Source organism: Nocardia sp. alder85J, from assembly GCF_020176955.2.
In the GTDB taxonomy this organism is placed as follows: Bacteria; Actinomycetota; Actinomycetes; order Mycobacteriales; family Mycobacteriaceae; genus Nocardia.
On record NZ_JAIUCZ020000002.1, the window covers coordinates 1175069 to 1198748 of the forward strand.

Annotated in this window: 25 protein-coding genes; 16 read left to right on the forward strand and 9 right to left on the reverse strand. The window is 70.0% G+C overall.

Annotated elements, in window-relative coordinates; all coding sequences use genetic code 11:
- Positions 1-146: 146 nt before the first annotated feature.
- A complete protein-coding gene (locus LBW94_RS11475) occupies positions 147-704 on the reverse strand; it encodes a type 1 glutamine amidotransferase domain-containing protein (RefSeq protein WP_225053784.1) in 558 nt (185 codons plus the stop codon).
- A 14-nt stretch (positions 705-718) separates the two neighbouring features.
- A complete protein-coding gene (locus LBW94_RS11480) occupies positions 719-1669 on the reverse strand; it encodes a DoxX family membrane protein (RefSeq protein ID WP_225053786.1) in 951 nt (316 codons plus the stop codon).
- A 378-nt stretch (positions 1670-2047) separates the two neighbouring features.
- Between LBW94_RS11480 and LBW94_RS11485 the strand changes: the two genes are divergently transcribed.
- The gene (locus tag LBW94_RS11485) at positions 2048-3154 is read left to right on the forward strand and encodes an enolase C-terminal domain-like protein (protein ID WP_225053787.1); all 1107 of its coding nucleotides are present in this window, start codon (positions 2048-2050) and stop codon (positions 3152-3154) included.
- A gap of 60 nt (positions 3155-3214) precedes the next feature.
- Here LBW94_RS11485 and LBW94_RS11490 read toward each other — a convergent pair whose 3' ends face one another.
- Positions 3215-3541 carry a plasmid stabilization protein gene (locus LBW94_RS11490; RefSeq protein ID WP_225053789.1) on the reverse strand — a complete coding sequence of 109 codons (327 nt, stop codon included), beginning with the start codon at positions 3539-3541 and terminating at the stop codon, positions 3215-3217.
- Positions 3542-3835: 294 nt separating this feature from the next.
- Between LBW94_RS11490 and LBW94_RS11495 the strand changes: the two genes are divergently transcribed.
- From LBW94_RS11495 to LBW94_RS11520, 6 genes are all read left to right on the forward strand, one after another.
- Positions 3836-4765: a sigma-70 family RNA polymerase sigma factor gene (locus LBW94_RS11495; RefSeq protein ID WP_225053790.1), complete on the forward strand. Its 930-nt coding sequence runs from the start codon at positions 3836-3838 to the stop codon at positions 4763-4765.
- Positions 4766-4837: 72 nt separating this feature from the next.
- Positions 4838-5794, forward strand: coding sequence for an AraC family transcriptional regulator (locus LBW94_RS11500; RefSeq protein ID WP_225053791.1), 957 nt, complete (start codon positions 4838-4840; stop codon positions 5792-5794).
- Positions 5795-5956: 162 nt separating this feature from the next.
- Complete coding sequence (locus LBW94_RS11505) at positions 5957-6769, forward strand: SigB/SigF/SigG family RNA polymerase sigma factor (protein WP_225053793.1); 813 nt, start codon at positions 5957-5959, stop codon at positions 6767-6769.
- A 44-nt stretch (positions 6770-6813) separates the two neighbouring features.
- Positions 6814-7251 (forward strand): MarR family winged helix-turn-helix transcriptional regulator, encoded by a 438-nt coding sequence (locus tag LBW94_RS11510; RefSeq protein WP_225053794.1) that lies wholly within the window; start codon positions 6814-6816, stop codon positions 7249-7251.
- A 93-nt stretch (positions 7252-7344) separates the two neighbouring features.
- Positions 7345-7761: a hypothetical protein gene (locus tag LBW94_RS11515; RefSeq protein ID WP_225053796.1), complete on the forward strand. Its 417-nt coding sequence runs from the start codon at positions 7345-7347 to the stop codon at positions 7759-7761.
- A 62-nt stretch (positions 7762-7823) separates the two neighbouring features.
- Entirely contained in the window at positions 7824-8033 is a 210-nt protein-coding gene (locus tag LBW94_RS11520) for a hypothetical protein (RefSeq protein ID WP_225053797.1), read from the forward strand.
- Positions 8034-8121: 88 nt separating this feature from the next.
- Here the strand turns inward: LBW94_RS11520 and LBW94_RS11525 are convergent, their stop codons facing one another.
- The 3 genes from LBW94_RS11525 to LBW94_RS11535 all read right to left on the reverse strand — a co-directional run bounded on the left by LBW94_RS11525 (position 8122) and on the right by LBW94_RS11535 (position 12179).
- Positions 8122-9303, reverse strand: a complete 1182-nt coding sequence (locus LBW94_RS11525; RefSeq protein WP_225053873.1) for an AI-2E family transporter — start codon at positions 9301-9303, stop codon at positions 8122-8124.
- Positions 9304-9882: 579 nt separating this feature from the next.
- Positions 9883-10617: a DUF305 domain-containing protein gene (locus tag LBW94_RS11530; RefSeq protein ID WP_225053799.1), complete on the reverse strand. Its 735-nt coding sequence runs from the start codon at positions 10615-10617 to the stop codon at positions 9883-9885.
- Positions 10614-12179, reverse strand: a complete 1566-nt coding sequence (locus LBW94_RS11535; RefSeq protein ID WP_225053800.1) for an LVIVD repeat-containing protein — start codon at positions 12177-12179, stop codon at positions 10614-10616. The genes LBW94_RS11530 and LBW94_RS11535 overlap by 4 nt, the downstream gene beginning before the upstream one ends.
- 232 nt (positions 12180-12411) lie before the next feature.
- On the opposite strand from LBW94_RS11535, the gene LBW94_RS11540 reads away from it, so the two are divergent.
- Complete coding sequence (locus LBW94_RS11540; RefSeq protein ID WP_225053802.1) at positions 12412-13905, forward strand: hypothetical protein; 1494 nt, start codon at positions 12412-12414, stop codon at positions 13903-13905.
- 42 nt (positions 13906-13947) lie between these two features.
- Here the strand turns inward: LBW94_RS11540 and LBW94_RS11545 are convergent, their stop codons facing one another.
- A complete protein-coding gene (locus tag LBW94_RS11545; protein WP_225053803.1) occupies positions 13948-14880 on the reverse strand; it encodes a universal stress protein in 933 nt (310 codons plus the stop codon).
- 228 nt (positions 14881-15108) lie between these two features.
- Between LBW94_RS11545 and LBW94_RS11550 the strand changes: the two genes are divergently transcribed.
- The 3 genes from LBW94_RS11550 to LBW94_RS11560 all read left to right on the forward strand — a co-directional run bounded on the left by LBW94_RS11550 (position 15109) and on the right by LBW94_RS11560 (position 18230).
- The gene (locus tag LBW94_RS11550; protein WP_323137827.1) at positions 15109-16806 is read left to right on the forward strand and encodes a GAF domain-containing sensor histidine kinase; all 1698 of its coding nucleotides are present in this window, start codon (positions 15109-15111) and stop codon (positions 16804-16806) included.
- 148 nt (positions 16807-16954) lie between these two features.
- Positions 16955-17695: a sigma 54 modulation/S30EA ribosomal C-terminal domain-containing protein gene (locus LBW94_RS11555; RefSeq protein WP_225053806.1), complete on the forward strand. Its 741-nt coding sequence runs from the start codon at positions 16955-16957 to the stop codon at positions 17693-17695.
- 148 nt (positions 17696-17843) lie between these two features.
- On the forward strand, positions 17844-18230 hold the full coding sequence (locus LBW94_RS11560) for a hypothetical protein (RefSeq protein WP_225053808.1): 387 nt from the start codon (positions 17844-17846) through the stop codon (positions 18228-18230).
- A gap of 27 nt (positions 18231-18257) precedes the next feature.
- On the opposite strand, the gene LBW94_RS11565 is transcribed toward LBW94_RS11560, so the two are convergent.
- Positions 18258-18602, reverse strand: a complete 345-nt coding sequence (locus LBW94_RS11565; protein ID WP_225053810.1) for an HIT family protein — start codon at positions 18600-18602, stop codon at positions 18258-18260.
- A gap of 144 nt (positions 18603-18746) precedes the next feature.
- On the opposite strand from LBW94_RS11565, the gene LBW94_RS11570 reads away from it, so the two are divergent.
- The 4 genes from LBW94_RS11570 (at position 18747) to LBW94_RS11585 (ending at position 22277) form a co-directional block, all read left to right on the forward strand.
- A complete protein-coding gene (locus tag LBW94_RS11570) occupies positions 18747-19814 on the forward strand; it encodes a dihydrodipicolinate reductase (RefSeq protein ID WP_225053811.1) in 1068 nt (355 codons plus the stop codon).
- A complete protein-coding gene (locus LBW94_RS11575; RefSeq protein WP_225053813.1) occupies positions 19811-20434 on the forward strand; it encodes a TetR family transcriptional regulator in 624 nt (207 codons plus the stop codon). Before LBW94_RS11570 ends, LBW94_RS11575 begins: the two co-directional genes overlap by 4 nt.
- An 89-nt stretch (positions 20435-20523) precedes the next feature.
- Positions 20524-20970 (forward strand): RrF2 family transcriptional regulator, encoded by a 447-nt coding sequence (locus LBW94_RS11580; RefSeq protein WP_225053815.1) that lies wholly within the window; start codon positions 20524-20526, stop codon positions 20968-20970.
- Positions 20971-21062: 92 nt separating this feature from the next.
- Positions 21063-22277, forward strand: a complete 1215-nt coding sequence (locus LBW94_RS11585; RefSeq protein ID WP_225053816.1) for a globin domain-containing protein — start codon at positions 21063-21065, stop codon at positions 22275-22277.
- A 47-nt stretch (positions 22278-22324) separates the two neighbouring features.
- On the opposite strand, the gene LBW94_RS11590 is transcribed toward LBW94_RS11585, so the two are convergent.
- Entirely contained in the window at positions 22325-22918 is a 594-nt protein-coding gene (locus LBW94_RS11590; protein WP_225053818.1) for a TetR/AcrR family transcriptional regulator, read from the reverse strand.
- Positions 22919-22982: 64 nt separating this feature from the next.
- Here LBW94_RS11590 and LBW94_RS11595 point away from each other — a divergent pair, with 64 nt between their 5' ends.
- Entirely contained in the window at positions 22983-23366 is a 384-nt protein-coding gene (locus LBW94_RS11595; protein ID WP_225053820.1) for a DUF4383 domain-containing protein, read from the forward strand.
- Positions 23367-23680 lie beyond the last annotated feature (314 nt).

Consider the following 23680-nt stretch of genomic DNA (forward strand, 5'->3'; position numbering starts at 1 on the left):
TCGCCCCGACAGCAGGGTGTGCGGCCATATATCACCTTCGAAGCGGACGCTCGGCCCTTCGCCGCCAGTCTAGTCAGCGAACTTCTGGCATACCACGTTTTCGGCTATCGGGAACCGGTGTGCCGCCTGCCCGGCACCATGGCGATTCAGTCGGTCAGCTCCCGGGTGATGGCATCGACGAAATCGGGCAGATCCGCCGGTCGCCGTGAGGTGATCAGGGTCCAGCCGTCGCTGTCGTCGCGCACGACCGGCCGATCCACCCACTCACCGCGAGCGTTGCGGATATCGGTGCTCAGCGTCGGATAGGAGGTCAGCCGCTTACCCGGCAACACCCCGGCATCGACCAGCAACCACGGACCGTGACAGACGGCCGCGATCGGCTTCCAGGCGCCCGCCGCGGCGCGGACCAGGCGACGGGCGTAGTCGTTGGCCCGCAGCCGATCGGCGTTGACGGTGCCACCGGGCACGATCAGCAGATCGACCTCGCTGGGGTCCACCGCATCGAGGGTGGTGTCGGGCCGGATCTCCTCGTCGGGCTCCAGATCGTGGTGGTAGGTCCGCACGGGGGCGTCGTGCTCGGCCGCGTGGATCACCCGCGCGCCGCGCTGCCGCAGCCGGTCACGCGGTACCACCAGTTCGTCGTGCTCCACGCCGGTGTTGGAGGTGACGATGAGTACGCGGGCGTCCTGGAGCTGTCCGGGCATGACCGTGTCCTTCCTCAGTGCGACCGCGACCGTCGGCGCGCCGCCTCGGTCAACTGTTCCCCGCGCTCCCGGGCCAGTCCGTACAGCTCCGACCCCCGAGCGGTATCGAGCAACTCCTCACCGCGATCTCGCGCGGTGCCGAGCAGATCCCCACCGCGATCCCGCGCGGTGCCGAGCAGATCCCCACTGCGATCCCGCGCGGTGCCGAGCAGATCCTCGCCCCGGTCCCTGGCGGTGTCGAGCAGCTCTTCGCGCCGGTCGCGGGCGGTGTCGAGCAGCTCTCCGGTGCGGTCGCGGGTGGTGTCGTAGAGGTCGCCGCCGTGGTGGCGGGCGGTGTCGAGCAGCCGGCCGCCGCGCTGGGCCGCGGCGGATTCCGCCCGGGCGCCGAGTTCCCGGGTCGCCTCGGCGAAGTGTTCGCCCCGATCACGCAGTGCCTCACCGACTTCCGCGCCGCGCTCCCGGACGGTGTCCGCGGTTTCGGCGAAATGCGCTCGCCGCGGCGCGGTTTCGGTGCGGAACCGGGCCAGCGCCCGGCGGCCGCGCCAGGCCAGCGACGGCCGGCCCTCGCGGTCGGTGGCCGCGATCAGCAGCGCGCCGAGCATGCTCGCGTCCTGGAGGAATCCGGCCCGTTTCAGGGTCCTGCGGTCGGGGTCCTTCTCGTTCCAGAAATCGTGTTCGGTCACGGTGGTCGGGACGGCGGTGGCGGCGAGCGCCATCGCCGACAATCGCGGCAGTTTCCCCATCGCGAGCAGCGCTCCGCCGCCGACCCGGATCGCCGCGTTGATCTCCACGATCCGGGAGGGGTTGTCCCGCAGGTAGGCCCCGAGCCCGCGCGGCAGCACCCGCTCGCCGCGCCGTGCCAGGCGGCCGGCGGCCTCGATTCGCGACGAGGGATCCGTCAGGGCGGCGATGCCGTCGGCGACGAAGGTGGTGGCCAGCAGCGGCCGGGCGATACGCCGGAGCATGATGTCTTCCTTTCGGTACCGCAGCGTGATGGCTGTGATCGGGGCTGGACGGGCTGTTCCCCCGCGGCTACCCCGCGCCGCACCGGCTACGCAACCGTCGGCCGAGCTGTGACCGGCGCTACCGGCGACCGGATGATTCGGCGCCGCCCGCACGAGGTGGCACGCACCGCACAGGATGTGGCCGGCGCGAGCACGCCGCCGGTCGCCGCGCGCTGCCGCTGGGCGCCGACGACGATCCGGATCCGAATCGGGCTGTGTGAGCCGGTCCGGACGGGGTAGCCGCCGAGCATTGTCCGGGTCGACGTCGTACGAAGGGCAGGCCATGCCACATTCCCCCGCCGCACCACCCGCGCCTGCCGGGACACCGCGGGGCGCGATATGACCGCGCCCCCGCTCCTGCTCGAGGCGCCGGGTTCCGTAGGGGTGTACCGATTTCCGACGCCGGGGCCGGAAACCGACGGCACTTTCGCCTGGACGTCCACCGTCGCGGTGACCGTGTCGCTGAGCGCCGGCGGCGTGACGGGACTCGGCTGGACCTACAGCACCCCGGCGGCCGCCGCGATCATCGAACACGAACTGCTGCCGATTCTGGCCGGCCGCAGCCCCTGGGACATCGCGCAGTGCCGGTCGGAGTTGCGCCGGGCCTGCCGCGACATCGGGACCACCGGTGTGGTCGCGCACGCCCTCAGCGCGATCGACATCGCACTGTGGGATCTCAAAGCGCGACTGCTGGATTCGCCGCTGACCCGGCTGCTGGGGACGGTCCGCCTGGCGACGCCGGTCTACGGCTCCGGTGGTTTCACCAACCTCCCGGACGACGAGCTGGCCGACCAGATCCTCGGCTGGCTGTCCGCCGGGTGCACGGCGGTGAAGATCAAGATCGGCCGCGACATCGCCCGGGACCTGGACCGGCTCATCCTGGCCACCGAACTCGTCACGGGCCGTGCCGAACTCATGGTCGACGCCGACGGCGCCTACTCCGTCGGCGCCGCGCGGCGGTGGGGCGCCGCCCTCGACGAGTTGGGTGTCACCTGGTTCGAGGAGCCGGTGCCCAGCGCCGACCGGGCCGGTCTGGCGGCGGTGCGCGACAGCGTCGAATGTGATGTCACGGCAGGCGAATACATCTGCGAGCCGTTCGGCGCGGCCGCCTTGCTCGGGGCGGTGGACTGCCTCCAGTTGAACGTGACCCGATGCGGCGGCTACAGCGGCTTTCTCGAAGGCGCGGCACTGGCGGCCGCGCACGGGCTCGACGTGTCCGCGCACGGCGCGCCCGCGCTGCACGCGCCGATCGCCGCAGCGGTGCCCAACCTCCGCCACGCCGAATGGTACGTCGACCACGCGCGACTGGAACCGCTACTGGTCGAAGGGGTTCCGGAGGTCGTCGACGGATTGCTGCCGCACTCCGGAAAATTGGGCGCCGCGGCCGACGACATCGTGGGTCACGGTATGTCGCTGGCGGTCAGCGCCACGGAATTCCGGCTCTGAACACCGGCGCGGCGCGGTGTCCCGATTCCGGCGACTGTCCTGGAAACGGCCGTCCGAGCGTTATTTTCCCAGCGCCTTCGACAATTGCTGTTTGGTCATCGTGGAGCGGCCCTTGATATTGCGCTGCCGGGCCTCGTTGTAGAGCTGATCACGGGTCGGCCCCGCGGGCCGGTCGGTGCCCGATCGCAGGCCGCCGCGGCGCTGCGGTGACATATCCGCCAGGGTGCTGCGGCTCGCGGTACGTGTGCGACCGCTCTGCGCGCGATTCTTGTTCACCGTGCGGGCCGCGATCTCCTTCGCCCGGCGGGTGCCGGCGCCCCGCCGGCGCTCGGATTCCTCGATGTGCTCGTATTGCCGTTCGTCCTTGGCGGACCATTCCTGGGGCATGACATTCCCTTCCGGACGGGCGGACATATCCGCTATCGGCCTACCCGGGCGTCGAAAATCGAATCAACGGCTCGATCTCCTCGTTATCGGCGACGTTGCCGGATCGGATCGAAAGGATCACGAGGGGACCCCGCGCCCGGTCCCGGTGGGATGCTCGGGTGGTCGGTCGAGAGCACGGCCGGCTGGGGTCCCGCGCCGGGCAGAGCATCGGATCTGCCGCTCGTGCACACCGTGTGAAACCGCATTCCGCGCCGGGATCGACGTGTTATCGGGTGCTCCGACGAAGGGACCGGCATGAGCATCGTGTGTGCGGACGCGCCGGACGTTCTCGCCGCGCGTTCTCCCCGTGATCGTGACGGCGATCCGTACGACCACCTGGAACCGGAGTTGGCGGTCCTGCACGGCCTCGACCCCGAGGACCCGTCCCGGGCCAGGCTGCGGGAGTGGATCATCGACTGCTGCCTGCCACTGGCCGACCATCTCGCCTCCCGCTACCTCGGCCGCGGCCAGACCTTCGACGATCTGCGCCAGGTGGCGCGGCTGGGTACCGTGCTGGCCGTCGACCGCTACGACCCGGGCCACGAGAGCCCGTTCCTGGCGTTCGCGATCCCGACCATCACCGGCGAGCTGCGCCGCTTCTTCCGGGATTGCGGCTGGACCGTGCATGTGCCGCGGCGGTTGAAGGAACTGCACCAGCGGATCAACGCCGCCACCCCGCACCTGGCCCAGCAGTTGCATCGCATGCCGACCCGCGCGGACCTCGCCGCCGATCTGGACGTCCCGGTCGGCGCCATCGAGGAGGCCATGCTGGGCTCGCACTGTTACCACACCGAATCGCTGGACATGCTGATCGACGTCGACGACGACCCGCCGCTGCCCCGCAGCGGCATGCTGGCCGTCACCGAACCGCTCTACGAGGTGGTCGAGGACGCCCTCGCCGTCGCCCCGCACCTGCGGTCGCTGTCGCAGGAGGACCTGACCCTGCTGGCCCTGCGCTTCTCCGCCCGCCTGTCGCAACAGCAGATCGGCGACCACCTGGGTGTGTCCCAGATGACAGTCTGCCGCATGCTGCTGCGCATCCTCCAGGATCTGCGGGCCCGAGCCTCGGCGGATGCCGAGCCGGCCGAATGTGCCGCCGGCAATCCCGGCGACCGAGCGCGCGGTGGCGGGCCCGCGGTGCATCCGGCGCGCGCAAGTGGGTATCCGGCACAGGTAGACAGGTGATCGGGATCCACCCAGCAAGCGTGCACGGCGTCCGTCCGGCTCGGGGTCCGGACAGCGAGGAGCACTACCGAGATGAGTATCGATTTCGACAGCACCAGCCTGGCCGCTACCGAGCAGTTCCTGAACCGGAACTACACCACCATGAAGATCGGCAACGCCACCGACGCGCCGGTCCGCAGCACGGTCTCCCGGGAACTGCTCGGCGAGGTGAGCCTGGACCGTCTCGAGCTCGGCTTCGAGATGAGCTACGACGCCGAACCGCTGGGCAGGATCTGCCTGTGCGCGGTGGAATCGGGCTCGGTGGAGGAACACCATCTCGACGCGGGAGCAGACCGGTTCGAACCCGGTGACATCGGCATTCTCACCCCACCGCAGCTGCCGTACTCCGGGGTGATCCATTCCGCGCGCTACACCATCACCATGTTCGATCCCGCCCACCTCGGGCGGGTGGTGGACGCCGACCCCGCGACGACGGTCGAACTGACCGGTCACCGCCCGGTATCCGTCGCGGCCGGTCGGCGGCTGAACACGATCCTCACCCACCTCCGGCAACTGGCCGCCGAATACCACGGAGAGGTGCCGCCGCTGGTGGCGGCCACCGGCACCCAGTACTTGGCCGCCGCCGTGCTGGAGACCTTCCCGAACACCGCCGGCGACGAGTCGGCGGACTCCGGCCGCACGGACGCGCATCCGGCGGCGTTGCGCCGGGCGCTGTCCTATATGGAGACCCGGGTGCACGACGACATCGCGGTGTCCGATATCGCCGCGGCCGCGTACATCTCCGTGCGTGCGCTGCAATTGGCGTTCCGCCGTCACCTCGGCACCACCCCGATGGCGCATCTGACCAGACTCCGGCTGCACGGCGCCCACGAGCAGCTCATCGCCGGCGGGGACGCGACCGTCGCCGCGATCGCGACCGGCTGGGGCTTCGGCCACGCCGGCCGGTTCGCGGCGCTCTACCGGCGGCATTACGGACGATCCCCCGCCACCACGCTCAGCGGCCGTCCGGACCCGACGACGAACGGATGATCCGGGCCGGAATTCGCTTTCTGGCCCGCCGATCCTTCGTTTTCCGCACAGACAGACCGCCGGGACGACGGCGAGACTGGAGATCGCGGCCATCCGAGACAGGTCACGTTCAACTCAGAGCGCCGGACCTCTCATCGAAAATGGGGTCGCCGGAGGCACACCATGCTCGATCACTCCGTACCACCGGTCACCGCCGACCGGTCTCGCCGCGGCCACGATCCGTACGACGACATCGATCCGTGGCTGGAGAAATTGGCGGCCATCCCGGCCGATGATGCGGAATATGCGCGCGTGCGCGAGCACATCGTGCACCGCTGCCTGCCCTTGGCCGAGCACATCGCCCGGCGCTATGCCGGTCGCGGTGAGCTGTACGACGACCTGTACCAGGTGGCATCCGTGGGGCTGGTGCTCGCCATCGATCGGTACGAACTCGGCAAGGGCTCCTCGTTCATGGCCTTCGCCGTGCCCACCATGATGGGCGAGGTCCGCCGCCACTTCCGCGACCGCACCTGGGCGCTGCGCGTGCCGCGCAGCACGAAACTGTTGCAGGCCGCGATCGGCCCCGCCGTGGAACGGCTGTCGCATCGGCTGCACCGGATGCCGACCGCCTCGGAACTGGCCACCGAACTCGAGGTCGACCGGGTGGAGATCACCCACGCCCTGCTGGCGTCGAACGCCTACAGCACCGACAGCATCGACGGTTCCGACAGCGACGACAGCCCCCGCCTCCCGACCCCGCCGGCGCTGGTCGACGCGGACAGCGAAACCGGGTATCGGCTCACCGACGATGCCCTGGCGATCGGCCCGCTGCTGCTGGACCTGCCGGAACGTGACCGCCGGGTACTGCGGCTGCGCTTCTTCGAGAATCGGACGCAAGTCCAGATCGCCGAACAGCTGGGCGTCTCGCAGATGCAGGTCTCCCGCATCCTCACGAAGGCGCTCACCACGCTGCGGGAACGCGCACTCCAGGAGTGATCTCCCGCGCCGGACCCGCGGCGCCGACTGACTAGATTGCCGGTATGACGACGGACGATTCCGGGACCGCGCGCGAGCTGCGGCTGGTGACCGGCCGGCTGGCGCGCCGGATGCGGCGGCTGCTGGTCGATGCCGAGGAGGGCGTGGCCTTCCTCGAGCTGGCGGTGCTGCACCGCCTGGATCGTGACGGCCCGGCCTCACCCGGATCCCTGTCCTCCGACGAGGACGTCACCACCCCGGCGATCGCCGGGGTGCTGCGGCATCTCGAGGAGCTGGGCCTGGTCGAACGGACCCGGGATCCGGCCGACGGCCGCCGGGTGGTGGTCACCATCACCGAGGCCGGGCGGCGGGGCCTGCGGGATCGCGGCGCCGCCGTCGTCGGCCGCATCCACACCGTGCTCCGGGACGATCTCGACGAGTCCGAACACGCGGCGCTGACCGCGGCGCTGCCCGTGCTGGCGAAGATCGCCGGGCGGTTGTGAATTCCCATTTGCCTAATCTGAATTAGCTAATCTAGATTAGGTAGCCGCGCCGGCCGTCCGGCGCACCCTCCGCGAGAAAGTAGCCGCACCGCCGTGATCACCACCACCTGGAAGCCGCTGGATCCCGACCTGGCCGCCTTCCTCTCCGACTTCGAACGACGTTCCGCGATACCGGAATCCGACCAGGGCGAGCAGTTCGCCGCGCAGTTCCTCACCGCAGATCCGAACACCGCCACGGTCGTCACGCGCGAGGCGCTGGTGGCGTCGCTGCCGATGCGGCGGAGCATGTTCGAAGCGGCCGGTCTCGGGCACGCCGTCTGCGTGGCGGCGAGCCAGCTCGATCTCGACGACCGCCACGTCCTGGTGACGGCCGACTGGGACACCCCGCGCCGGGACGGGGAATCCGTCCGGCTCGAATCCACCTATCTGGTCCGCCGCGACGCCGGCGGCTGCCACATCCTCGTCTACCTCAACCACCGTGACCTCGCCGCGATCCTCGGCGCCGCATGACATTCCGGCCACGGCGCCGCGGTGGGCCGGGTCACCGCCGCGGACCGGGGTAGTCGTGGACCATGGCGAGAATCCGAGAAGTCCTGCGGTGCCTCCCGGGTCAGAACGCCCTGGTCCGCGGCTACTACGAATGTGATTGCGGGCGCGGCCATTGGTGCCTCACCGAAGGCGGCGGCGCGGCGATGCCGGCCCTCCCGGCGGACTGTCTCGGCGTCGAATGGGTTCTGCACCACCTGGTTCCGCGGCCGCCGCTGGACCTCGCCCATCGGTGAGCACCGCTGCCGCCGCCGGACAGCCTGTGGCGCTGCCGGATTCGGCCCCGGCCCGGCCGCGGGTGCGATCCGCGGCCGGGCCGGGCCGCTACGCAGGCGTGGTCCGTGACCGGTCCTGATCCAGCCCGGGAAACAGGATCTCGCGCACCAGCAGCAGGACCGCGGCGGCCAGCGGGATGGCCAGCAACGCGCCCAGAACCCCCAGCAGCGACCCGCCGATCAGCACCGCGACCACGGTGACCACCCCCGGCACCTGCACCGTGCGGCCCATGATCCGGGGCGCCAGCAGGTAGTCCTCGACCACTCGCAGGACCAGGAAGAATCCGACGGTGGCCAGGCAGACCGGGAGCGACACCGTCAGCGCCACCACCGCGATCACGATACCCGCCAGCGTCGACCCGACCAGCGGGATCAGATCGAGCACCGCGACCAGCACCGCGAGCACCAGCGGATACGGCACCCCGAACGCCGCCAGCCAGACGAAGGTCAGCACGCCGGTGATCAGCGAGATCAGCAGATTGCCCAGGACGTAGCCGCCGACCTTGGCGAAGATGGCGTCACCGATCAGGATCGCGCGCGGCCGGCGGTGCTGCGGGAACAGCCGGTACAGGTTGGCGCGCAGACTCGGGAAACACACCGAGAAATAGGCCGTGAGCACGAAGATCACCACCGTGCTGGTCACCGCCCCGAAGACGATCTTCCCGGCGCCGACCAGCCCGTGGGCGAGGTCGGCGGACTTGGTGTCGACCGCGTCGCGCACCTTCTCCTCGAGATGGAAGCGATCGGCCACCGACCGGAAGGCCGGATAGGTGTCCTCCAGGTGGTGCAGTCGATCCGGCGCATGCCCGACCAGCGCCTGCCCCTGATCCACCAGCGGCGTGATGATCGCCGCCAGGAATCCGGCCAGCCCCGCGACCACCACCACGAACACCAGCGCCACCGCCGCACCCCGCCGCACCCGATGCGCGGCCAGCCACGACACCGCCGGCTCGACCCCGATCGCCAGGAACAACGAGGCGACCACCAGCAGCAACGCCTCGTGCGCGGCCAGCACCACCTGGACCGCCCCGACGGTGAGCAGCACCCCGGCGGCGCCGGCCACCCCGAGCATGAACGGGGACCGCCGATCGAAACGCCGCCCCGGAGTACCCAGCGGATGATCCGGGCTGGACAACTTCGCCGCGTCCGCCTCGGCGGCCGTGATCGGCTCGGGCTCCCCCTGAGGATGAGGCTGCCCCACCCACTCGCTGTGTTCGTCGTTCTGATTCATACCCACCTCGAAGACCCGCATGTGCACGGCGGCTATACCCACCCCGGCCCCGATCGACACCGGTGATCCGGACGACACCCGATCAGCCGTGCAACGATCTCGTGTCCACCCGAGTACCGCATGCGCTGCCGGGTAGCCGCGGCGAGTGATCGAATACGCGCCGAGTTCGAACCACGAATTGCGGGCGACCCTGCCCGCCCCCGGAATCTATTGGTGCGACTGTGCGGCCCAGCACGTATGCCACGCGGACGGCCCCTGGCCGCCGCGGCTGCCACCGGATTGCACCGGCACCGGCTGGCGGTCGATGGGCACCCCGTTCCCCCCGGCCCCCGACCCCATCCCGCCGGTGCCACCCCCGGACCCGGTCCCCGAACCGCCGGCCCCCGAACCGTTCCCCCCGGTCCCCGAACCCCGGCCCGGCCCGGCACCCGACGTCCCCCCGATCCCGTCGCCGGACCCGCCCCCCACGGATCCTGTTCCGCCCAGCCCACTCTGAACCGGGCACACAGCCGATGTGGTGACCAACGGCTCACGACCGCAGCCCAATTCATCGCGGGCCGGATCGGCCACCGCGCGCGGTCAGCGCGCCGGCGGGCCGGATGTCTTGTCCAGCAGCAATCCGATCAGCCCGGCCTCCTGGCTCTGGGTGGTGATCATGTCCCGGGCGGCCTGTTTCACCACGCCGGATTTCAGGATTCGGTCCGCGGCCTGGGCCATCGCGATGCCGCCGTAGTGGTGGCGCTGCATCAGGCGCAGGAACAGGATGGTCGCGTCCGGGCCGGTGGTGTGGGCCAGTCGGTCGAGCTCGGCCGGGCTCGCCATGCCTGGCATGTCCACCGGGATCGCTTCGGCCGCAGCGGTGCTCGTCGACCGACCGGCCGGGGTGGATCCGGATGCGGCCGGGATCGGCAGCCCATTGACCGGTGCCGCCGCGGCAGCGGAATGCTGGTGCGCCGGAGAGGGTTCGGCGCCGTCGTGCATCCACGCCATCGGGTGTGGGTCGGTGACGGTGGCGCCGGCCAGGCGCAGCCAGCCGAGCATCATGCCGATCTCGCCGCGCTGGGTGTCGGCGATCTGCTGGGCCAGCCGCAGCACCATCGGATCGGCCTGCGGTTCCAGTCGCTGGACCAGCAGCAGCGCCTGCTGGTGATGGGCGGTCATGTCCTGGACGAAAGCGATCTCGGTGGCGCTGAGCACTGTCGGGGGCGGTGTCGAGCCGGGGACGAGCAGCGGCCGCAGAGCCGCGCCCATCACCAGCAGCAACACCGCCACGCACAGGGCGGCGAGCACGCCGCCGGCGCGGCGGACGGTCATGATCCGACCGTGGAATGCTGGTCGGCGGGAACGGAATAGGTGCCGGGAGCCAGTTGCAGGGCGAGGAATCCGTTGTCCGCGCACGCGGTCCACAGTTGGCTGCCGTGCCATTCCGGCGGCGCGAAACACCAGTCGGTCGAGATGTCGCCGCCGACCACCTCACCCGAGCGCGGCCCGAAGGCCTCGGTGGGGTCGAACAGTCCCTGCTCCAGCGAGGTGATGATGGCCGGGCCGGACAGCAGCGGCGCGCCGATCACCGAGGCCAGCGCGTGCGGCGAATTCCACAGCTCGGCGTTCTGGCCGGTCCGGGCGGGCGGGTTGTAGTAGGCGATCTCCCGCACCCGCATCGGATCACGCACGTCGAAGACCCGGATGCCGGACGATTCCCAGCCGCAGGCCAGCGCGGTCGGGTCGACGGGCCGGTCGGCGGCGCAGTAGTGCGGATCGTAGGCGAAGACGCCACCGCCCATGCTCGATGCCACCGCCCGATCCTGGTTGGCGGGCAGTTCGATCGCCAGTTTGATCGTGTTCACGATGCGCGGCCGCCGATCGTCGGCGACGTCGATGAGCTTCACCCCACCGGATCCCGCCTCGTCGACGGTGAACAGGTACGGGTGCCCGCCGTATTCGACGGGAATGCTGTGCTGCGTGGCCCAGCCGTCGCCCCAGTGCATCTCGGCCAGCTCCGGCACCACCGGATTCGGATCCCGGCGCTGCACCGCGCTGCTGTCCAGCACACTGATCCCGCCGAAGTTGTTCGACAGGTACACCCGGTTGCCGTCGGGGCTGATTCCCATGCCGTGCATCGACAATCCGGGCAGGCCCTGCCAGATCACCCGGGGATCGGCCGGATCGGTCAGGTCGACCGCGCTCACGATGCCCGGCGCCACCCCGGAGGCCCAATAGGTGTTGCCGTCCGGCGAGAATCCGCCCTCGTGTGCCGTGATCGGCAGCGGCATGGCCAGATTCGTGCCCGGCCCGGGGTTGAGCAGCCGCGGATGCGCGCAGTCGGAGATGTCGTACACCGACAGCAGCCCGAATCCGGTCAGTGCCGGAACTCCGGTGCCCACCAGCAGTTTCCGGGCCGGATTCACCTTCAGGCTCTCCCAGGTGCCGGCCAGCATCGCCGGTTCGGTGAGCGTGGCGGACAGCACCGGGTTCGCCGGGTCGGACACGTCGACGACCTGCACGCCGGTCGCGGGCCCGAGCAGATCACCCGGGAAGGTGCTGCCCATGTAGAGGCAGTGGTCGAAACTGGTGGAGGTGATACCGCCGCCGCGGCCGGCATAGCCGCCGAGCCGGGTCAGATTGCACCGATACCCCTGGGTGCTGCGCCCGCTGTCGCGATCGGCGGCCCCGACGTCGCCCTGGAGACCCGTTTCCGGTTGCGCGCCCGGTTCGCACGAGGCCGGTGGCACGGATACCGTGGCCACCCCGTCGATCTCCTGGACCGTGCCGTCGTCGGGCGGTTGCGCCGATGCCGCCCCGAACGGGAGCAGGCAGGCCACCGCCGCGGCGGCCACGAGTATTTTCCGGACACCGGATAACGGCTGCACGATCATTGTCCCCCTCGCCGATGAGGGCGCCTTCCCGTTCGAGACCACCACGACAGCCGGTACGGCTGTGTTCCGAGCCTAACCGAGAACACCTACGCGATTCGGCAAGTCCGACAACAATTCTCGGCAAACATCGGGGTGGATGCGAAAATCGTCCGTCCGTCAATTCGCAGTTATCCGGTTGCGGAACGATCACCCGGCACACCGGGCGGCGAGGGCGTACGGCGACAATCGAGACATGTTCGACCGAATCCGGCGGCCCGCCCGCGGCCTGACCGTCACCCTCGGCGCCGTCCTGGTGCTCGGCGCGGGCCAGGCCGCGGCAGCGCCGATCCCCCAGGAACCGGGGTCCGCGCCCGGCTTCTCCGGCAGCCCCGCCACCGCGCAGCCGATCACCGGGATTCCCGCGGTGCCGCAGCATCCGTACCTGGCCCCGGGCGCGTCGTCCAACATCCACGACGACGGCTGGATGACCAACACCTATCCCGGTCCCGGTCCGCTCGGCGTTGCGCCACAGACGAATTCGCTGCTGCTGGGCAGCGAGTGCGGTTCGATCGCCTTCGACCGGGCGGGCCGCATCGTCACCGCCTGCCTGGGCGCCGACACCGCGCTGTACCTGATCGATCCGGTCGGCCTGCGGGTCCTCGGCAGCTACCCGCTGCCGCGCCGGGCCGTCACCGACTACCTGCGCCAGGGCGCGTTCAGCGATTTCACCGGCGGCGGCTACTTCTATCTGGACAACGCCGGCCGCGCGGTGATCGGCACCCACGACGACCACGTGCTGGTGCTGGCCGAGACCGCCGCCGCCGACGGATTCACCCTGCAACGCGACGACGACCTGCGCGCGGCCCTGCACCCGGACGAGATCGTGAACTCGGTGCTGCCCGACAGCACCGGCCGGTTCTGGTTCGTCGCCAGAACCGACGGCGCCGTCGGCACCATCGACCCGGAAACCGGTGCGGTGCAAGTGATCCGACTCGGCACCGGCGCCGACGGGGAGATCGAGAACTCCTTCGCCGTCGGCGCCGACGGCGACGTGTACCTCGCCACCGATCACGAACTGCTGCGCTTCGACGCGGGCCCGCACGGCGAACCCGCGGTCACCTGGCGGGTCACCTACGCCAACAGCGGCCGGCGCAAACCCGGACAGGTCGACGCCGGCACCGGCACCACTCCGGCGCTGCTACCCGGCGGCTACGTCGCCGTCACCGACAACGCCGACCCGATGAACGTCGTCGTCTACCGCACCGCACCGAATGCGGCTGCGCGGCAGGTGTGTTCGGTGCCGGTGTTCGCCCCCGGCGCGAGCGCCACCGAGAACTCGCTGATCGCGGCGGGCCGATCGCTGGTGGTGGAGAACAACTTCGGCTACACCGGCCCGGAGGCCACCCTGCTCGGCCGGACCACCACCCCCGGCTTCGCCCGCGTCGACCTCGACGCCGACGGCCGCGGCTGCCATCGGGAGTGGTCCACCGACGCCGAGGCCGGGCCCACAGTGGTGCCGAAACTGTCGCTGGCCACCGGTCTGATCTACACCTACACCAAAGGTTCGGGGCCCGAGGATCCGTGGTACTGGACCGCCCTGGACTTCCGCACCGGCCGCACGGTGTGGAAGCAGCTGTCCGGTGCCGGGCCGTTGTTCAACAACAACTACTCCGGGATCGCCCTGGGCCCCGACGGCACCGCCTACCTGGGTGTCCTCGGCGGCCTGATCTCGGTGCGCGACCGGTGACGAGCACGGACCATCCGGTCGTGCGCCGGCCGGAAGTGGTTGTCAGCCGCTGATTTCCGGCTGCCGCCGGCCGTGCCGCACGATCACGATCGGGCACTGCGCCGCATGGGCGAGCGCATTGCTGGTGGAGCCGATCAGCATGCCCGCGAAACCGCCGCGGCCGTGGCTGCCGACCACCACCAGTTGCGCGCGCTCGGCGGCCTCGAGCAGGGCCCGGGTCGGATGGTCGCGGGCCAGGATCCGCCGCACCTCGACATCGGGATAACGTTCGGACCATCCGGCCAGGCTCTCGGCGAACACCGCATCCTCCGAGTCGCGGAGGGCGTCCCAGCCGGTGATCGAGACGTCCAGCCCGGCGGACATGTCGCTCCAGGCGTGCACGGCCGTCAGGCCGACCTTGCGCCGGGAGGCCTCCTCGAACGCAATCTCCAGCGCGGGCACGCTGTTGGCGGTCCCGTCGACGCCCACCACCACCGGTTCGACGGCCGAGACCGGGTCGATGGCCGCGGTGGCGTGCACGATCGCGACCGGGCAGTGCGCGTGGTGCATCACCGCGGAGCCGACCGAGCCGAGCACGCCGCGGCCGACCGCGCCCAGGCCGCGGTCCCCCACGACGACCAGGCGGGCGGTCTTCGACAGTGCCACCAGATCGGTCACCACGTGCCGGAAAGTCACGTCGGTCGTGATCGACGGCCCGTCGCCGGGCACCGCGGCCTGCGCGATCCGGGTCGCCTCGGCCAGGACCCGTTCACCCTCGGTGTTCAGCCACTCGTTGTCGATGCCGGTCCAGGCGACTTCGGCGCCGGCTCCCGCGGCGATGGCGACGGAATCGACCAGATGCAGCGGGCAGCCGTACAGGGCCGCATCCACCGCGGCCCAGGCGACGGCCTGGTACGACGACGCGGAGCCGTCCACGCCGACGACGATGGGCGGGTTCGGGTCCGGAGCGGAGGGGGTTCGGCTCGTATTGGTCATAAGTCCAGCGTGGCACGGCGGGCGCCGCGCCGGGGACGACCGAAAGTCCCCGATCGTGGGGGCCGTCGGACCACGGCACGGGCTCGGTTTTCGATCACCACGTGTTAACCGGACCCGCAATTCGTGACACCGGAAAAGCGACGAATTGGTTTGCTGACACGGAAGTTACGTCGTGTGAGAATGGCTGGCATGTCCGTGCCCGAGTTACCGGTCGGCGACCGTACTTCGATGAGTGATGTGCTGTCGCAGTTGCGGTTGCGCGAATTGCTTCGCGAAGTTCAGGACCGCATCGGGCAATTGGTGGGTGTGCAGAGCCGTATCGACCGGCTGATCGAGGCGATGCTGGTGGTGACCGCGGGCCTGGATATCGACGACACGCTGCGCTCGATCGTGCACACCGCGATCGAACTGGTCGACGCGCGCTACGGCGCCCTGGGCGTGCGGGAGACCCGCGGCACCGGCCACAATCTGGCCGAGTTCGTCTACGAGGGCATCAACGATCAGACCCGGACGCTGATCGGCGACCTCCCGCACGGCGGCGGCGTCCTCGGACTGCTCATCGAGCAGCCGAAACCGCTACGGCTGACCGATCTTTCGACGCATCCGACCTCGGTCGGCTTCCCGGTCAACCATCCGCCGATGAAGTCGTTCCTCGGGGTTCCGGTCAAGGTCCGCGACGAGGTGTTCGGCAACCTGTATCTGACCGAGAAGGCCAACGGACAGGAGTTCACCGAGGACGACGAGGCGGTGGTGCAGGCGCTCGCGGCGGCGGCGGGGATCGCCGTGGAGAATGCACGACTGTACGAGGAATCGCGGCAACGGCAGCGCTGGCTGGAATCCACCCGGGACGTGGCCACCGAACTGCTGGCCGGTGGCGAACCGGCCGAAGTGCTCGATACCATCGCCGATCATGCCCGCACGCTGACCGATTCGGTGTGCACATTCATCGCACTGCCGGAAGACCCGGACAATTCTGACGATCAGGACGCGGAATTGATGGTGTGCGCCGGTTCCGGTGCTCCCGCGCCGACGTTGCTGGGCCGGCGAATTCCGCTCAACGGGTCGCGCACCGGCGTGGTGTTCCGCACCGGCGACGCCGAGACCGGCGCCGAACCGGCGTACAACCCCTTCCCGGATCTGCGGGACCAGTTCGGGCCGACCCTGATCCTGCCGCTGCGCGCTCGTAAATCCGTGATCGGGGTGCTGGTCGCGGTGCGCGCGCCGGCCGCCGTCGAATTCGACGCCGCCGCGCTGCCGATGATGGCCCTGTTCGCCGACCAGGCCGCGATGGCGCTGCAACTGGCCGAAACCCAGCGGCGGATGCGGGAACTCGACGTGCTGTCCGATCGCGACCGGATCGCCCGCGACCTGCACGATCGGGTGATCCAGCGCTTGTTCGCGACCGGGCTGGCGTTGCAGGGCACCCTGCAACGCGCCCGCTCGACGGAGATGCGGGATCGGCTGACCCGCAACGTGGACGATCTGCAATCGGTCGTGGAGGACATCCGCGAATCCATCTTCGATCTGCACGGTGACGAGTCGGGCGCCTCGCCGCTGCGCAAGCGGCTGCACGACGTGATCTCCGATATGACCGCGGCGACCAGCCTGCGTACCGTCACCCAGTTCAGCGGCCCGATATCGGTGGTTCCCGGGCCGCTGGCCGACGATATGGAGGCGGCGCTGCGGGAGGGGCTCAGCAATGTGGTCCGCCACTCCCGGGCCGAGACGGTCACCATCATGGTGTCGGTGACCGACGACGTCACCCTCGAGATCACCGACGACGGTGGCGGTTTCGATCCGGACAACACCCGGCGCAGCGGCCTGGCCAACCTGGAGACCCGTGCCGAGCGCCACGGCGGCCGGGTCGTGCTGGGCCCCGCACCCGGCGGCGGGACGATCGTGCACTGGTCGGTGCCACTGCCCTGAGTGTGCCACTGCCCTGAGCGTGCACGGTCCCCGAGTGCTTCGGCGGACCGAAGCCCGGCAGACCGGTGACCTAAGGCCCTGGAACGGGTATCCGATCGGACGTGATGCTGATCGGACTGCCCCCGTCCCGGGGTGAAAGGAGGTCTGCGTGCCGAAGACAGCGCACTCGTGGTCGTCGACGTCGTATCCGGAGGTCACCGTGCTGGTGCGAGGTGCGGTCCCGGAGTTGGAGCTGGAACGGACGGCCGGAGCGGTCGCCCGCATGCTCGACCGCTACGCGATCGCCGGCGGCGCCCGGGTCCGCCTCACCGCCTGCGCCGACGGCCCGCTGCTGGCGCAGGTCAACCTGGTCCTCGCGGAGGCCCCGGCCCGCGTGCAGACCGTACTCCCCGAACGCACCCGGATACTGCCGCTGGTGACCAGGTTGAACCGGCTGATCACCACCCGGTTGCGGCCGTGGCGGCCGCAACCCTGGCCGGACGACCGGCCCCCGGGCCCGCCGACGGCCGGCCCGGGCCGGGTCATCCGCCGCAAAATCGTTGCGCTGCAACAGCGTACCCCGATCGAGGCGGCCGCCGAGATGGATGCGATGGACTATCCCGCCCACCTGTTCACCGACATCGAGACCGGCGAGGAGGCCGCGGTCCACCGGGCCGGACCCACCGGATACAAGCTCGTCCGCCAGTACCGCGCCGAGCCACCTCGCACCGGTATCGGCCCGTTCACCCTGACCCCCAGGTCTCCGCTGGTGCTCTCGGAAACCCAAGCCGCGCAACGGCTGTGTGAATTCGAATTGCCCCACCTGTTCTACACCGACCGGGACACCGCCCGCGGCCGGCTGCTGTACCGCCGCTACGATACCGACCTGGCGGTTCTCGTTCCCGGATGAAACCGCACAGAGATGACCAATGACCCTCCCGGACAGCGCCGCTGAGCCGTAGTGTTTCGATCGCGTTTCACACGAGCCGACCGCGGGCTCGTGCGCCGGACTTCCGTTCCGGTCCGGCGATCCGTTCGAGCGCTCCGGAGGGCAAGCCATGACCGAGACGATGCGACCGGTCCCGTTACCGCCGACCGCCATGCGCGGCCGCCTCATCCCACTGGGCCCTCCGCTCCAGGCCACCGAATCAGCCGAGGGCACAGTGGCATTCGCCGAACTGGGCTGCCGGCTGGCCCGCCGGTTGTTCGACGCGAGCCTGCGCCTGGACGCCCTGCACGCCGTCTACGACCGCCCGGACTCGACCCGCGAGGAACTCCGCACCGCGGGCGTCGCGATCGGTGATGTGCTCGACCAGCTGAGCCTGATGCTGCACGACACCGGCAAAACCATTCTGGCCCAGGCCATCGACCACATCCCCGACGATCCCGCGCGCCTGGAATGGCCCGACCCGCTGCGGCGCACCCGCCGCAAACCGGTGGACTAGCCTGCGGCGCAGTGCGTTTCCCGCCGGTCACCACGCCGGCGGGGTCCAGGGCAGGCGCAGGCCGTCGTCGGCGCGGCGCGGGACGTAGTGCACGTGGATGTGCCGGATGGTCTGGGTCGCGGCGGTTCCCGAAGAGGTGATCAGATTGAAATCACCGCCTTGGTCGCCCCCGTAGTACTCCGCGTAGCCCATCGCGGCCCGCACCGCTTCGTCGCTGGGATGTTCGGCATGCCACGTCGGTACGAACAGCTGATGCCCCGGTGTGACGGGGTTCAGCGGCTGGATGCGGACGACGATGAAGTTGTAGTGCTGGTCGTAGTCGTAGTTCGCGATCCGTTCGCAGAACGGACAACTCTCCCGGTGGTCGGGCATCGTCGGGCTCCCCTCCGTCGTTGATTCCACGGTAAAGCGCCGGCGCTGAATTGCGTCGTCACCGGTCCACGCGGAGCAGCCTTGACACTCGGTTCCAAGTGGGAACAGACTCCCATGGACGGTGTCGGTCTCAGGAGGTTCCCGATGGTGTGGACGGTCGTGCAATGGGCCACCGGCTCGGTCGGCCGGGCGGCGATCGAATGCGTCCGGGCTCACCCGGAGCTCGAATTGACCGGCTGCTGGGTGCATTCCGAGAGCAAGCACGGCCGCGACGTCGGCGAGATCATCGGCGCCGATCCGCTCGGGGTCGTCGCCACCTCGAGCGTCGACGAGATCCTGGCGCTGCGCGCCGACGCGGTGGTGTACGCGCCGCTGCTGCCCGACGCGGGCGAGGTGGCGGCGCTGCTGCGCTCGGGCAAGAACGTGGTCACCCCCGTCGGATGGTTCTATCCCGGCGCCGACGAGGCCGCCGCGCTGCGTGCGGCCTGCGCCGAGGGCGGCACGACCCTGCACGGCACCGGCATCGACCCCGGCGGCGTCACCGAGATCTTCCCGCTGATGATGACGGCGATGTCGTCGGCGGTGACCTTCGTCCGCGGCGAGGAATTCTCCGATATCCGCACCTACGACGCCCCCGACGTGGTCCGCCACATCATGCGGTTCGGGGCCACCCCCGCCGCGGCGGCCGAGGGCCCCATGTTGTCACTGCTCGACGGCGGTTTCCGGCAGTCGGTGCGGATGATCCTGGAGACCCTCGGCATCGCCCCCGGCGCGGCGGAGATCCGCGGCCTGCACGACTGCGCCGTCGCCACCGCCCCCATCGACTCGCCCATCGGGGTCATCGAGCCCGGCCGCGTCGCCGCCCAGCGCTTCCACTGGGAGGCCACCGTCGGCGCCGACACCGTCGTCCGGATCGGCGTGAACTGGTTGATGGGTGAGGAAAACCTCGATCCGGCATGGAGTTTCGGCCCCGAGGGGCCGCGGTTCGAGATGCAGGTGGAGGGCGATCCGAGCAACCACGTGGTGATCCACGGCTGGCATCCCGAATCGGTCGGCTCCGGCCTCACCCGCAACGCCGGCATCGTCGCCACCGCCGCCCACCTGGTCAACTCGATCCCGTACGTGTGCGCGGCGCCGCCGGGCATCCGCACCGCGGTCGAACTGCCTCTGGTCGCCGGCCGGGCCCACCCCGATTTGCTGACACCGCGATGAACACCCGCCTGGACCCGCCGCTGCCGCTGCGCGCCCGCCGCCGCTCCCAGCTGATCGCCGACGTGCGGGCCGCGGCGCTACAGCTGTTCGCGCGCAACGGATTCGACGCCGTCACCGTCGAGGACATCGCCGCCGCCGCGGGAATCTCGAAGAGCACCTTCTTCCGGGTCGTCTCCGGCAAGGACAGCCTGCTGATAGATCCACTGCTGGAAGGTATTTCGACGATCGTCGCGGCCTTCGACAACCGGCCCGCGAGCGAGGGTGTCGTCGACGCCCTGATCGCGGCGATGGTCGACTGCACGACCGTGGTCGAATCCGCGGAGACCGAACTCTGGTGCACGGCCGTCCGCAGCGCCCCGCACCTGATCAGCCGCGTCACCCTGGTCGGCCCCGGCGACCGGGCCGCCCTGATCGCGGTGGCCGCGCGCCGCCTCGGCGTCACCGGAGACCCCGCCGCCGACCCCCGCCCCGGCCTGCTGATCACCGTCGCACTCGCCGCGAGCGAATACACCTTCCGCACCTGGATCACCGATCCCCGCTGCCGCGACCTGCCGCTGCCGCGCCTGGTCGAGGACGCCCTGCACACCGTGCTCGTCCCGGACTGGGCGGCGCGGCGGTGACCCGCCGCACATAATCCGCACGGCGTCGCGTATTCGAGCCCACACCCTTTATTCCGCTTCCGGAAAGCGGAATAAAGTAGGGTGGTCTGGTGCAGCTCTCCCGATTCACCGATCTCGGCCTGCGCGCGATGATGCGCCTGGCGGTCAGTGCCGCCGCTGAGGAGCGTGTGACGGCCAAACTCATTGCCCGCCAAGTGAACGCGTCCGAACACTACGTCGCCAAGGCGGTGACGAAACTGTCCGATCTCGGCCTGGTCGACTCGCAGCGCGGTCGCACCGGCGGGATCTTCCTCACCGACAAGGGCCGCTCGGCCACGGTCGGCGCGATCGTGCGTGGCCTCGAGGGCGCCGGTGAGGTCGTCGACTGCGCCGGCGAACACCCCTGCCCCCTGGCGTCGGCCTGCCGCCTGCGGCGCATGCTCGCGCAAGCGCAGGAACGGTTCTACCGGGTACTCGACGGCTACACCCTCGGCGATCTGGTCGACCACCGCACGGTCGCGCTGCTGCACCTGGAAATTCCGCACTCCGGCGCGTAATTGATTGCACACCAATATAATCGGCCGAAATTCCGATGTAGTCGTTACCGTACTCCCACGGCGTCCCACGCCGATCCCGAGAGGAGTATCCGATGACGATCGCACCCGAATTCCCCGCGCAACTCGACCGCCGGCACGCCGAGGTGGTCCGCGCGACCCTCCCGCTGATCGCGGCCCGGATCGACGACATCACCGCGGAGTTCTACCGCCGGCTGTTCACCGCCCACCCCGGCCTGCTGCGCGATCGCTTCAACCGCGGCAATCAGGCCCAGGGCGCTCAGCAACGCGCCCTGGCGGCCTCCATCGCGACCTTCGCCACCCACCTCGTCGATCCCGCACTCCCGCATCCCCGCACCCTGCTCCACCGCATCGGCCACAAACACGCCTCGCTGGGAGTGGTCCCCGCGGAATATCCGATCGTGCACGAGCACCTGTTCGCCGCGATCGTGCAGGTCCTGGGCGCCGATGTGGTGACCCCCGAGATCGCCGCCGCCTGGGACCGCGTCTACTGGCTGATGGCCGACACCCTGATGAGCCTCGAACGCGACCTGTACGCCGCCGCCGGTGTCGAGCCCGGCGACGTGTTCCGCGACGCCGTGGTGGTGGACCGGATCGTCGACCCCTCCGGTGTGGTCACCTTCGTCGTGGAGTCGCCCGACCCCCTACCGGAATTCCTTCCTGGGCAATATATCTCGGTAGGCGTCGAACTCCCCGACGGTGCCCGGCAGCTGCGCCAGTACAGCCTGGTGAACCCACCGCACGACCGCCGGTCGGCCTTCGCGGTGCGGCCGGTCACCGCCACGGATGCCCATCCCGCAGGCGAGGTCTCGACCCATCTGCACACCACGGTCGCAGTCGGCGACCGGATACGGATCACCCTGCCCTTCGGCGACCTCACGATCGACACCGAGGCGATCTCACCTCTGGTACTGGTCTCCGCGGGCATCGGCATCACCCCGATGATCGGCATCCTGGAACATCTGGCCGCCCAGGGCTCCGCGCGCCGCGTCCGGGTGATACATGCCGACCGCGCCGAGCACACCCACCCCCTGCGTCACGCCCAGCGCACCCTGGTGGACCGCCTGCCGGCCGCCGACCTCACCGTCTGGTACGAGCACCCTTCCCCCGGCAGTCACCCGGGCACCGTCGACCTGACCTGCCTGGACCTCCCCGCCGACGCCGACGTATACCTCTGCGGCAGTACAGGTTTCCTCCAGGCCGTTCGCGCCCAGTTGCACGCCGCCGGAATCCCTGCCGACCGTGTGCATTTCGAACTGTTCAGCCCTGACGACTGGCTGCTCGACTGAGCACGCTGGCGCCGATGCCGACCGGCGGGCAGGTCGGGGATTCGCGCTCAGAGCCGCAAAGTGCGCTCCCAGATCGTGGACAGGGTCCCGACCAGCTCGTCGAGTTCGGTATCGGTGGCCTCGGCGTCCAGCGCCAGCAGCCGATGAATGTTCATGGTGACCAACGCGATCGCGGTGGCGCGCGGATCGGCCAGCCCCGCGCTCGCCTGCTCCACCTTGGCGACGGCGACATCGACCACGGCCGCGGTCAGATCGTCACGAACCCGGCGGATATCGGGATCCCCGGTGGCAGCCCAGAACACCACCCGCAGAATCGCCCCGTGGCGGCGATACGTCTCGGCAGCCGCCCGCAACGCCGTCCGCCCCGCGGCGACCGGCTCCACCGCGGCGGCCCACTGCGCCAGCCCCGCGTCCGCTTCGACCCGCAACGGGTGCACCAGCGCCGCCACCAGCTCGGCCCGATCACGAAAATACACATAGAACGACTTGCGCGACAACGTGGTCCGCCCCATGATCGCCGCCACCGTGACTTCGTGCGCAGGCACCGTGGCCAGCAGTTCCGTTGCCGCATCGAGGATCTCGCGCCGAGCGTCCTCGGGCTGCCGCCGCCTCCGCCGCGCCCCGCCTTCCGCTACTGCCATGGCGGCAGTATAGTGCGATGTGTTAATGCCACAGTGGCATTAAGACCCTCGGAGAGGATTCGCCATGCTCGTGAAACGACTAGGCCCGCATGCAACCCGCTGGTACTGCCTGGTGGTAGGAATCTTCCTGGCCATCCGAGCCCTGACCACCCTCGCCATGGGCACCCATTTCGGCCTCCCTGGCGACGGCTGGCGCTCGATCTGGCAACTGATACTGACCGCGATCCTGCTCACCGGCCTCACCCTGCCCCGCACGACCCGAGCCGCCGTCACCACGGTCGGCCTCGTCTACCTGGCCGCAACAGCCTGGGAGCTGTTGCAGCACAAAGTCTTACTCGGCGCGATCCCGGTCGACATGCGCGACCACATCGTCCACCCACTCCTGGCCGCCCTCGCCGCCGCGACCCTCGTCGTCGACGCCCGCCGCCCCCAGCGCGCCGCCGCCTGACACACACATCCCCTCGACCGCCTCAGGCGGTCCGGCGGTTCGCTTGATTGGAGTCCTTGTCGCAGGCAACAGTTCCCGTGTGAACCGTTCCGGATCGATGGCGGCCCCGGCATTGTCCGCAGGATCTATCGGGTAGGGTAGTGGCACTGGGGGATTCGCGGTAGGGGTGTTCCGTGGTGCCTATGCCGGGCTCCGACCCGGGCGCGAATGTAGACCCGAAAGTAGGACAGAGCGGGGGTCGTCCGTGGGGTGGTTGGACGATATCGGTGATGCGGTCGAGCATGTCGCGCATCGGGTGGAGCAGGCCACCGGTC